The following is an 11,796-nucleotide window of genomic DNA, read 5'->3' as shown; positions in this document are numbered from 1 at the left end:
GACGGCTTACGCCACCATCAAAGGTATTGAGGTGATGCGTGCACTACGCAAAGGCCAGGCCTCAGCATTTTATTATGGTGATCCCCTGGGCGAAAAGCGCCTGGTAAGCAGAGTTTTTGAAATGTAAGGCCTTTGAATAAGACAAAAGGCTGCCTCATCGCTAACTTTGCAACAGTGCCGTTTGCATCACTTCAGGGAGCGAATAATTGTATCTTAGGTACCTGTTGTCGCAGGGTGTTGTAATTCATGTCTTTTACAAAAATCAGGAGGCCACGGCCTCCTGAACAACATCAGATCCTTCCACCCACCCCTTTGAACTTATCAATGAATGCTGAGACCTTCTGAAACACCGTCTTTTTCTTGGTTTTATACTGTGGATTTAGCGGACTGAGTTTCGGTAACGCTTCATTCAGAGCCGTCCCGTTTTCAGTGGCATATTCACGCTTGAGTGACGCACTGATATAACGCCTGGCAGCATCGTGATTGAGATTCTCTTCCTGAATCAATGCCTCCGCTTCCCGCTGCTGAGCGGCCTGAGCGAAGGTGTAGAACTGCTCTATCACGGACTCTTTATTCGGCAGGTTATCTATATCTGTCTGCCCGATAAATTCCAGCATCAGCCCTTCTTTCGCCCGGTTCCCCAGGCTGGCACGGATAAGCCGGGTGACCTCTTCCTTCAGTGTCTCTTTGTTCGGGTGCTGTTTGTTGTATTCAAAAATCAGTTCAAGAATGTAATCGAGATTGATTTCCTGAGACTTCAGCAAGTCAACTTCAAACACCACGTCATCCCAGCTGACTGTCGTATTGCCCTTCACATTACTTTCGCGCTCCTTGCGCTGCCAGTCACGGATATCGTTGTAGCTTGAACGATAGTCCTGTACTTCTCGTTCGGAAGGTAACCGGATGGACTGGAGTGCTGCCAGTTTTTCATCATCAAGGAAATGTTCAGCCTTAAAAGCGTCAACGGCGACAGGGTCATTGATATCCACTGTCTGAATCGCTCTCAGTGCCGTGAACTCATCGTAGTTTTGCAGAATATTTTCAGCCCGCAGGTATTCGCCAAACAGTTTGATGAAGGCTTTTTTCTCTTTTTCAGAAGTGATGTCTGCCGGGTCAGGAAAGCGGGTCTCCAGCTCACGGACAATATCGATAAAACCACGGCGTGTTTCACCCGTGACTGCATCAGTGAAGCCTTCCATGTATTCGGTATAGCTTTTCTCCATTACCACGCTTTTGGTATTGCTCTTCCCGAACAGGGTAATGGCATCAATGGTCGCCTGCTCTAAATCCCGAAAGGTGACGATATTACCAAAGGTTTTCGTGGCGTTATAAATCCGGTTGGTACGCGAGAATGCCTGCATCAGCCCGTGATAACGCAGGTTCTTATCGACAAACAACGTGTTCAGTGCCGGAGCATCAAAGCCGGTCAGGAACATACCCACTACAATCAGCAGGTCCACTTCCTGAGACTTAACCCGTTTAGCTAGGTCGCGGTAGTAATCCTGAAAACCGTTGCCATCAGTGCTGAAATTCATTTTAAAGGCGGCGTTATAGTCAGCGATGGCAGATTCCAGAAACTCACGGGAGCCTGGGTTCATCTCTGAGGTATCAATACTCTCATCGTTAATATCACCGATAGCATCCTGTGCTTCATTGGCAGCATACGAGAAAATGGTCGCAACCGTCAGGGGCTTATAACTGCTGTCCTGCTCAGCCCTTAACTTCTGGATGTGCCTGAAGGTTTCATAGTAGGCTTTGGCGGCATCTACGCTACTGACGGCGAACATGGCATTAAAGCCCTTAGCACCGGGGAAGGCCCGATGGGTCTTTTGCCGGAAGTGCTGAAGAATGTAGTTTGTCACTTCCTCAATCCGATTAGGGTGCAGCAGGGCGTGTTTGTTTTCTGCCGCAGTAATTTTCTTCTCGTCCGTCTCGGTTTCTATCGCCTTAAATTGCGGGCGCACATCATTGTAATCCACCTTAAATTTCAGGACTTTTTCATCACGGATGGCATCGGTGATGATATAGGCATGCAATTCCTTACCAAATACACTGGCAGTATCTTCCGCACCCAGCGCATTTTTACCGGCAAAAATCGGTGTGCCGGTGAACCCAAACTGATAAAAACGTTTGAATTTCTTCTTCAGGTTTTTCTGGGCTTCCCCGAACTGGCTGCGATGACATTCATCAAAAATAAAGACGACCTGTTTCTGGTAGACGGCTAAATCTGCATCCCCCTTCATCAGGTTATTCAGCTTCTGGATAGTCGTGACAATGATTTTATTGTCATCTTTATCGATATTACGTTTCAGTCCCGCGGTGCTGTCAGAGCCGTTGACGCTGTCCGGTGAGAAACGCTGATACTCTTTCATGGTCTGATAATCGAGGTCTTTGCGGTCAACCACAAAGAAGACTTTATCAATGAAATCAAGTTCAGTTGCGAGTCGGGCGGCTTTAAAGCTGGTCAGGGTTTTTCCTGAGCCTGTCGTATGCCAGATAAACCCACCCCCGTCAGTGCTGCTCCATTTCTTTGACTGAAACGCACTGTTGATTTTCCAGAGGATACGTTCAGTGGCTGCAATCTGGTAGGGGCGCATAATCAGTAGCGTGTCGCTGGTATCAAATACCGAGTAATTAAACAGGATATTCAGCAGGGTATGCTTCTGGAAGAACGTGGCAGTAAAGTCTCTCAGGTCTTTAATCAGAGTATTGTCAGACCGTGCCCAGTTCATAGTGAAATCGAAACTGTTTTTATCCCGCTTTGTGGTATTGGCAAAGTAACGGGTATCCGTCCCGTTGGAAATCACGAAGAGTTGCAGGTATTTAAACAGGGAGTTATCGCTGTTAAAGCTTTCCTTGCTGTAACGGTGTATCTGGTTAAAGGCTTCACGAATCGCCACGCCACGCTTTTTGAGTTCGATTTGCACCAGCGGAAGGCCGTTGACCAGAATGGTGACGTCATAACGGTTAGCGTGTGAGCCAGTCTGCTCAAACTGCTGAATGACCTGCACCTTATTGCGCAGCAGGTTCTTTTTATCTATCAGATAGATGTTTTCCAGACGGCCATCATCAAAAGTGAAATCACAAATGTAGTTATCATGAATCTTACGGGTTTTATCGATAAGAGTATCACTGGGGTTATCGAGATAACCCTCGGTAAATCGTCGCCACTCCCCTTCGCTAAACACCACCTGATTCAGCGCCTGAAGCTGCACCCGCACATTGGCCAGCATAGCCGACTGAGAGGTTAAATCAGGCACAAACTCATAACCCTGATTACGTAAATCCTGAATCAGCTCACGCTCTAACTCCGCCTCACTCTGGTAACGGTCACTCGCTTCCCATTCCGTGACGTATTTATCCAGCACGATGAAGTTATTGGATTCGGCGATGGTTCTGGTCTGCTGCGTCATACTGCTCCCTGCTGTCGTTGTACTGCGAAGGGTGAAACGATGCACTTAGGGCTTGAGCATCGGGTAATATCTGTGCAAAAGCACTGCCAGTCAGAGGTTCTCACCGGCAGTGTCGCTGATGTCAGTTCGTTACGGAATCAGGTTTCGGGAAACTGAAAAGTAAATCACGGTAGTATTCGTATTGTTTCTGGCGCAACTCGATTTCACGCGGGAGACCTTCAGTGATGGAGTTGGTCAGTGTGTCGAATTTATCCAAAATTTTTGCAGTTTTCTTTTGAGTCTCGATACAGGGCAACGGTATTTTTAGCGTTTGAATCTTACCGACAGCAAGCCCTGGTTGAGCAGACTGCGAAGCATATTGATTGAGGTTCATTGCACTTAACATGTGAAAAGCCCAATCAACGTCAATTTCATTGCCAGCAGTTACTACAACAGCATGCTCAGTCGCATAGAACATGCCTTTCATTCGCTGAACATTTCCGCAAAGAGCACCTTGCCGACCAATCAACAAATGTTCGCCATTATGACTTTTGTCCTTAACAAAGCCCCGGACACCATTACCACCAAAGCATGGATAGGAACACTCATCGTTTGGACTGGACATTATTTTGCTTGCAGATATATGTTGACCTGCTCGCATATTAAGAACTTCGCCCAATGCCCGCCATTCAACCTCTTTCCCCTCAAAACTCAACAACTGGTCACGATAGTAGTTGTACTGTTTTTTCCGTGCGGTAAGCTCAGCGGTAAGCTCAGCGGTAAGGGCGGTAAATTTATCCAGAATCCGCACGATTTCAGACTGGATAGCCAGCGATTTTTCCGGGTTGCTGGGGCAAGGGATGGGGATTTTTAGTTCGTTTAAAACTGATTGTGTTTGGCTTGGAACACCACCTGCTTGGTTCATGTTCCCCAACCCTACTGTTGTCAAAAAATAGTAGAGATACTTTGGCCAAATTTTCGTTTCATCGATTATCGTATAAAATATAGTGTCAACAGTCCAAAATGGGACATCAACAAAAAACAAATTACCAAGAGAACCCTTTCTTGGAATCAAAACAGAGGGCTTGTCATACGCATAAGTATCTGCATATCGCATAACACCTCCAGAGCCATAAACCGGGAAATCACCTTCGCCAAGCGATTTATGGTCCTTACCATTTTTGATACGGACCAAATTACCTAAACGAATCCATTCAACCTCAACGCCATCCAGCAGCTTTTCCAGATAATTTAACTCGCTCATTTCTGCCCCTCGCCACCTTCAATTTCAGCCACAATCGCATCGATATCAGTACGGAGTTGGTCAATTCTGGCGACGGTCTTTTTCAGTTCAGCATTCAGCTCAGCGATATTAACGATTTCACGGGTATCTTTAGCTTCCACATAGCTGCTGACGGACAGGTTGTAGTCGTTAGCGGCAATCGCTTCAGCGGTGACAGATTTTGCAAGATGGTCGGTATCGGCTTTGCTGTCGAACACCGCCATGATTTGTGCAATGTGCTCATCGGTCAGGATGTTATTATTGGTCTCTTTTTTAAACAGGCCGCTGGCGTCAATAAACTGAACGTTGGTATCCGTTTTATGTTTAGACAGAACAAGAATGTTTACGGCAATGGTGGTGCCAAAGAACAGGTTCGGAGCCAGTGAAATCACGGTTTCGACATAGTTATTGTCAACCAGATACTGACGGATTTTCTGCTCCGCGCCGCCACGGTAAAAAATACCCGGGAAGCAGACAATCGCAGCACGACCTTTGGCCGAAAGATAATTCAGTGCATGTAGTACGAATGCAAAGTCAGCTTTAGATTTTGGAGCCAGCACACCCGCCGGTGCAAAGCGGTCATCGTTAATCAGGGTCGGGTCATCACTGCCCACCCATTTCACGGAGTACGGCGGGTTAGACACAATCGCATCAAACGGCTTCTGGTCTTTAAATTCAGGGGCCAGTAATGTGTTCCCTAACCGGATATCAAACTTGTCGTAGTTGATGTTGTGCAGGAACATATTCATACGCGCCAGGTTAAAGGTCGTATGGTTAATCTCCTGACCAAAGAAACCGTCCTCGATAATGTGATTATCAAAGTGTTTCTTGGCCTGAAGCAGCAGAGAACCTGAACCGGCCGCAGGGTCATAGATTTTATTGACGGAGGTCTGTCCGTGCATGGCCAGCTGAGCAATCAGCTTAGAGACATGCTGCGGGGTAAAGAACTCACCGCCGGACTTACCCGCATTGGCGGCATAATTGGATATCAGAAACTCATAGGCATCACCGAACAGGTCAATCTGATGGGCATCAAAATCCCCGAGAGCCAGCCCCTCAACCCCTTTCAGTACCGCAGCAAGCCGGATATTTTTCTCTTTAACGGTACTGCCCAGCCGGTTACTGGTCGTATCAAAATCAGCAAACAGTCCCTTAATGGCGGCTTCTGACGGATAACCGGATGCAGAGCTTTCAATCGCAACAAAGATACTGTTTAAATCAGCATTCAGGTGGTCATTCGTATTGGCACGCTTCGCCACATTACAGAACAGCTGGCTTGGAGCGATAAAATACCCCTTTGTTCTGACCGCATCGTCCTTAATCTCATCACCAATATCACTGTCAGCCATTCCGGCATACTGAACACTGTCATCACCGGCTTCGATGTAACTGGTGAAGTTCTCACTGATAAAACGGTAAAACAGCGCCCCTAAGACGTATTGTTTAAAGTCCCATCCGTCAACGGCACCGCGAACCTCGTTCGCAATAGCCCATATCTGACGGTGTAATTCGGCGCGTTGTTGCAGGCTGGTCATCTGCGTTTTCCTGATTAATAGAATGTGTTGCCCACGGTTTGGTAGGTAGATTAAATCACTAATAGGATTAGTATATTACGATTATGCGGACATTGTGAGAACTATAGAGTCGACTGTTAATCATTGATGATTTTTGAGCAGGTGACTGAATTTTTGTTGGGCAATCAGGTAATTTGCGAACGCTGATCAGATAAAATGTGAAAGGGGCTCCAAATCAGATGCAATTACGCACCTCCCTGCAAAGCCCTAATCTCGCTCACCGCCACGCAACTGCCGCACGTCCCCCACGGGGGTGCGTAGTGGGCGCCGCGCGCCTGCGCGCGGGAACGGCGGCCCGCCTTCGGGTCGCGGCGCCGTACTGCGCGTTAGCGGCCGCACGCGGCCGGTTACGGGGGACACTCCGCCATACGACCAGCGACCCGCTGAGCTGCACAATCCACGGATAACACAAGCTACATACATGTCGATATGGGAATCGGCCCACCTTGCCAGGCGACGCTGTCGTGTGGGAATCGGCCCACCTTGCCGGGCGAGGCTGCGTGCGCCAGCCCGGAGAACTTTGATCCGGAGATCGGGCGTAAAATTGCACGCCAGAACGCAATTGCCAAAATCTGGCCCCTGGAAGGCTATCTTCTCAAGCAGCAGCTGCACGGGGTGAAGTGATGAAGGTCGTTATCTACGGACGCGATAATTGCTCATACTGCAAACGTGCGGTCGAGCTGGCGAAGCAGCTGCACGGCCACGGCTTTGGCGATTACGAATACATCGATATTGTGTCTGCCGGCATCGACAAAGAGAAGTTGAGCGACCTGGTTGGCAAACCGGTGGAAACCATACCGCAGGTGTTCGTTAATGGTGAACCTATCGGCGGCTATACAGAATTTGCTGCTTTTGCGAGCACTCTGTAATACAATACGGCTCCTTTTGGGGCCGTTTATTATTTGTCGCTTTCATCAACACAGCGTACACTTAGTTACGAGCCATTGAGTAGTTAAGAGGTTTTATGCGTTTAGAAAATTGCCTGGAAGATATGAGTGTCATTAGCAATGCCCTTGCTACTGTGACCTCTAACGCCTCGCGCTTTTCAACTGCAAAGCCTAAAGCTAAATCTGGGCGTGCCTTTATTGAGCCGCTTGGCTATCGACGCTTCCGTGGCACGGTGAAGCACTCTGCGAAATTTGCTGGATTCAAAGAACAAGCCTATGTGAGAACCGCAGGTATCCCTGTTCAAGAGAACAGCGATGCGGCACAGCTGGCAGAGATCGAAAGCAAACTCGCAGAATTGACAGCGAAACACGTTCGCCTGGCTAATGCCATCTCTGGATGGAAAGCGGAAAAGATTCGCAGCAGCTTCGGTGAAAGCCGTTACGAAGAACTGAAGAACGTTGACCTGACCATTCGTGGTTTGGAGGGATTCGTTAACAAGTTGATTCGTGACTCTGAGCAACCTCATCCATACTTGAAGCGCCTGAGCGATTCTGTAACTGAGTATCGTTTGGCTATCTCTGATCTGCTATTGATTTTAAATCAGTGTTTTAACGACGTAGACGTCATCGAATCGCAGACAGGCCTCATTGATGAGGACGTCTTCGCCAACTTCTCATTCCATTGAGGTTGATCGATGAAGGTCACATGGAACAGTGCCAGTTACGCCCAATTTTTACAGCCGACCTTCGATATAAAGCCTGATTTAAAGATCACGTTACTCAACGATTTCACGTCGCTTAAACAAGGCATGTACCCAACCGTATTCGGGAAAGATGGCCCGTATACGGCTCCGGGTGCTATTGTGTCCTCCCGCGTTTATCACGTTCATCTCTTGTTCACGAAGCAAGAACGAACCAGCAGCCGCAACAGATTCAATTGCACAAGCGACCGCGCACTCGTTTACAGTCAACATGCACATTTCCAAGATGTGTATAGTCTATTAGCAATCTTCCCGGGCAATGCACATCAGTATGCGAAAGATCCAAAAATCATGGCCGATATCGCTGCATACGCCGCCGCATTTCAAGCTCTCACTAATCCGTGACAATCACGCTAATAAAATCTCAGAATTTAAATTTCCAGCCTTAAATGATTCCATACCTATTAAGTATGGAATCATTGGATAAAACAGGCTATTTTATGGTTGATCATACAAAAACTTATGCCTAATATACTGTTTATACATACAGCAAAAGGGCTTCACTCAGTGAGTGGACGATGAAAAACACCTTTGATAAAGCACGCGCAGCAGAAAATACCTCTCGGGAAGCCATCGAGTACCTCGAACGCGCTTCCGGTTTGTCGGCAGTGTCGACCGCCAAATTCGACGGAGACATGTCGTTTTCTTCCGCCTTCATGTTATTCACTCGCTTATCTTTACTGATAACGAGGCGTCGACCTGAAATAGCCGTTCATTGTGTTTTGATACATGTAATGCCGCATATCTCTGATGTAAAGGTAAGTGATATAAGTAGGGTCTTGGTCAACCAGCTGGTGAACCCACTGATACTGGAAGGTAAGATCGTCCAGGGCAGACGCGTGTTCTCCCTGATGAAACAGTTCCTGAGCTGGTGCGCTTTTCAGGGGCTGATTGATACATCCCCGTTGCATGATATGTCGCTCAATAGAGTTGCCGGTGGTGCAAAGCCAGTACCGCGCGAACGTAAACTGACCGACGCCGAGGTCTGGGTATTCTGGAACGTCTGGGATTACTTCAATGTGTGCGAAGGCACAAAGTGGGCGGCCAGGCTCTGTCTTGTCGCTGCCAGACGACCCGATGAAGTGCTCCGGGCCAGAAAGGATGAGTTCAACCTTCAACGTGATGTATGGAATCAAGGTACGCGAAACAAATCGGCCAGACAGCACGCGCTGCCATTAAGCCCATTGATGCGCCAATGCGTAGAAGAGTTGTTTGAGTACGGGAAAGGCAGCCAGTGGCTCGTTCCTTCGAATAAGAAGAAGGGCGTGGATACGCCAATGTCTAAGGTGGCCATTGCCCAGGCACTGAGAAGGATACTGGAACGACCTGAGTTGATGGAGGTTGAGTCATTCACCCCACGCGATCTGAGACGTACAGCGCGTAGTTATTTCCCTGCTCTGGGGATTAATCAGGAGGTGGCCCGTAAGATTATGAACCACAGTCTTGAAGGGATAGATCGCGTCTATGATCGCCACGATTATATGGATGAGATGCGAGACGCCTTGAATAACTTCTCAACGTACATCGCATCTATCGTTAATCAAACAGACTTAGACGAGATAGACCACAAATTCAAGGGAGATCGTCTAGCCACGGAGCTTATTCGTGTAAATTTCTCACAGTGACTTGATGGCCTCTACCACCTTTTCTGACGCACCCTGTTGACCGTCAAAACGGTTACGGAACGCTTCTAGAACGAGTTTTTCATCAGCGGAGAGAGGTGCAGTGCCCTCTTCGCGAAAAAACTCAAGCAGCTCAGGATGACGTTCTTCCAGAACCATCAGCATCAGTCGAACCGGATCTGCCTCCAGTGCTTCGGCTAAAGCTCGAACCTTATCGACTGGAAGTGGGATTTTGCCGCTTTTGATGAGGGAGAGGTTGTTGGCGTTCTTGTACCCAACCTCTTTGGCAATGGTAGCCTGACTTTTAGGCGAGATTGTGATTAACGAGTCAATGTAAGCTGCGTAGCGACCTTGTTTGATCTCTGTTTCGTTGGTAGCCATGTAGTGAACCTTGCGTGTTTTGTTTATCTCTGGTAAGTGCTTACTGATATTACAGCAAAGGCCAGGGTTGTAAAGACTTATCTATTTAATTTCGATAGGCACAAAACCCCGGCATACCGCCATTATACTATGGTTTTTAAGCAATTTGTCACCATTCGCTTACAGAAAAAAGTAAGACGCATCTGATATAGGTGCATTCCATATTGATACAATAGGTAGTAGTATTGCCGAACTTTCAAATGTGTTCAGTTGGATGATATGAAATGAAAAATATAACTTCTAAATTGACCGCCCTTGAGGTTGGACACGCATATGCGATTGGACTGGATGGCGTCGCGACGATCCTGACAGAACTAGAATCTGAAGAGCTTCCCGTGGAGATGGTTGATACGACGGTTTTCACTTTTGAGCTAAAAAATAAACATTTCACTCTCATCAATACCGGTTGCGGCTCCCTTGCCGTGAGAACCATTTAAAACACATTCCTGCCTATAGATGCCTGTGCGAACAGCTTAGTTGCCTGTTCGTACAGTGATAAATTACGCACATCAGAAAACAAATTGTTTTAATAACAAGGAAATTCTCATGTCCAAAGCCATGACCAGATCTGTGCTGAAAGAGGTACAGGACTTTCGCGACTGCGTAAAACGAGTTGTAGCGATGCTATCAGGCAAACAGATACCTGTTGCAGAGCGAGGTAATGAAGCATATGTCCGCTACAACCGGCGCGGCGAACCAGTGCTGGTAAACATCCCATCTATACCGGACGACGCGTCACCAACCCTCATGAACGCAGTACGTGGTTTTCTCGACCATGAGGTAGCCCATATCCTCTTTACTGATCCGAAAGTCGCAATGAAGATGCGCGAGAAAGGAAAGGCTCCGTCTACCGGGCTTTGGAACGCGCTGGAAGACGTTTTTATTGAACGCAGAATGGGACAGGTATTCAACGGAACTCGTCGCAATTTGCTGGCCACACAGAACCTGGTGATCGACAAATACTTCAAGGGCAAAGTTTCAGAGGCGGTTTCAATCTGCCACGGCAACCAGCGTGAATTGTTCCTGAAATTCTTCCTTTGCCCGGTCGTTCGCGCCTGGGATGGCCAAAGCCCTTTCATCGACTTTATGGAAGAACACTGGTACCTCATCGAGAAGCCTGTGGCCTTGCTCAAAGAGCATGGTATCGACGTGGCCGTTCGCAATATGTCGAACACAGAAGACTGCGTGAAGGTAGCAGCTGCTATCGCCCAAATCATGCAGGATATGAAAGACAAGCCAGAGGGCAAATTACCAGAGCTTAAATCGTCTGCTAGGAAGCCGTCGAAGAGTGAGGATGAGTCAGAGGAAACCCCAGAAGCCGGTGACGAACCGACTCATAGTGAATCAGCACCAAAGCGTACCAAAGGCGAAGACGACGACAAGGAAGAGCAAGAAGATGATGCCTCAGAAGAGGAAGAGTCTGGGGATTCTGATTTGCCTGAATCAGTAGATAAGGACTTACCTACAGAAGATAAAGAAATTAGTGATACAGAAAGTAAATATACAGAAGCAGGCGAAGAGGAATCAGGAGACACCCCAGAATCCGATGATGCCGGCATGGAATCAAGTGATTCTGATGACGAAGGTGGTAGTGATGACACTGGCTCTCCAACGCCTGGTGATGGCATTCGCGAAGACGCCGATGACTCCGATGGTTATGGCTCTGGCGCCGCTGGCGATGGGGATGGGGATAGTGATAGTGATGACGGCGAAGACTCCGATGCCGGTCACGGGGAGTCGGAAGGAGAAGGCGAAGAGGAAGATGGGGTTCTAGGGATTTTCCGTCCAAAAACGACAAAGTGCTCTGGAGGCCCCGCCGTCTGTGGCCTCCAGAGGGGTATTACTTTTTTCGAGATCC

General features: G+C 48.0%; 9 protein-coding genes and 3 pseudogenes. 8 read left to right on the top strand and 4 right to left on the bottom strand.

Going from position 1 to position 11,796, the window contains the following annotated elements; translation table 11 throughout:
- A pseudogene (locus tag HII27_RS26170) lies at positions 1–127 on the top strand (IS6 family transposase); the annotation flags it as partial.
- Between the two features lie 163 nt (positions 128–290).
- Here the strand turns inward: HII27_RS26170 and HII27_RS26165 are convergent.
- The 3 genes from HII27_RS26165 to HII27_RS26155 form a co-directional block, all read right to left on the bottom strand.
- A complete protein-coding gene (locus HII27_RS26165; protein ID WP_181726380.1) occupies positions 291–3,413 on the bottom strand; it encodes an HsdR family type I site-specific deoxyribonuclease in 3,123 nt (1,040 codons plus the stop codon).
- Between the two features lie 121 nt (positions 3,414–3,534).
- Positions 3,535–4,656, bottom strand: coding sequence for a restriction endonuclease subunit S (locus HII27_RS26160; protein ID WP_185670162.1), 1,122 nt, complete (start codon positions 4,654–4,656; stop codon positions 3,535–3,537).
- On the bottom strand, positions 4,653–6,209 hold the full coding sequence (locus HII27_RS26155) for a type I restriction-modification system subunit M (protein WP_185670161.1): 1,557 nt from the start codon (positions 6,207–6,209) through the stop codon (positions 4,653–4,655). Before HII27_RS26155 ends, HII27_RS26160 begins: the two co-directional genes overlap by 4 nt.
- A 519-nt stretch (positions 6,210–6,728) precedes the next feature.
- Here HII27_RS26155 and HII27_RS26150 point away from each other — a divergent pair.
- The 5 genes and pseudogenes from HII27_RS26150 to HII27_RS26130 all read left to right on the top strand — a co-directional run.
- Positions 6,729–6,872, top strand: a pseudogene (locus tag HII27_RS26150) (Gp49 family protein); the annotation flags it as partial.
- Positions 6,872–7,117 (top strand): GrxA family glutaredoxin, encoded by a 246-nt coding sequence (locus HII27_RS26145; protein WP_006812570.1) that lies wholly within the window; start codon positions 6,872–6,874, stop codon positions 7,115–7,117. The pseudogene HII27_RS26150 and the gene HII27_RS26145, both read left to right, overlap by 1 nt.
- 95 nt (positions 7,118–7,212) lie before the next feature.
- Positions 7,213–7,821: a hypothetical protein gene (locus HII27_RS26140; RefSeq protein WP_164708968.1), complete on the top strand. Its 609-nt coding sequence runs from the start codon at positions 7,213–7,215 to the stop codon at positions 7,819–7,821.
- A gap of 9 nt (positions 7,822–7,830) precedes the next feature.
- Positions 7,831–8,241, top strand: coding sequence for a type II toxin-antitoxin system YafO family toxin (locus HII27_RS26135; RefSeq protein ID WP_048228574.1), 411 nt, complete (start codon positions 7,831–7,833; stop codon positions 8,239–8,241).
- A 173-nt stretch (positions 8,242–8,414) separates the two neighbouring features.
- Entirely contained in the window at positions 8,415–9,521 is a 1,107-nt protein-coding gene (locus HII27_RS26130) for a tyrosine-type recombinase/integrase (RefSeq protein ID WP_185670160.1), read from the top strand.
- Here HII27_RS26130 and HII27_RS26125 read toward each other — a convergent pair.
- Positions 9,513–9,899 carry a transcriptional regulator gene (locus tag HII27_RS26125; RefSeq protein ID WP_004110129.1) on the bottom strand — a complete coding sequence of 129 codons (387 nt, stop codon included), beginning with the start codon at positions 9,897–9,899 and terminating at the stop codon, positions 9,513–9,515. The two genes, HII27_RS26130 and HII27_RS26125, sit on opposite strands and share 9 nt — an antisense overlap.
- Positions 9,900–10,162: 263 nt before the next feature.
- On the opposite strand from HII27_RS26125, the gene HII27_RS26120 reads away from it, so the two are divergent.
- Both HII27_RS26120 and HII27_RS26115 read left to right on the top strand, forming a co-directional pair.
- A complete protein-coding gene (locus tag HII27_RS26120; protein ID WP_004110118.1) occupies positions 10,163–10,375 on the top strand; it encodes a hypothetical protein in 213 nt (70 codons plus the stop codon).
- 109 nt (positions 10,376–10,484) lie between these two features.
- A pseudogene (locus HII27_RS26115) lies at positions 10,485–11,796 on the top strand (cobaltochelatase CobT-related protein); the annotation flags it as partial.

Origin of the sequence: Kluyvera sichuanensis, assembly GCF_014218705.1 — a bacterium.
Classification (GTDB): Bacteria; Pseudomonadota; Gammaproteobacteria; order Enterobacterales; family Enterobacteriaceae; genus Kluyvera; species Kluyvera sichuanensis.
Note: the sequence above shows the minus strand (reverse complement) of the source record. Positions and strands in the feature narration are given on the sequence as shown.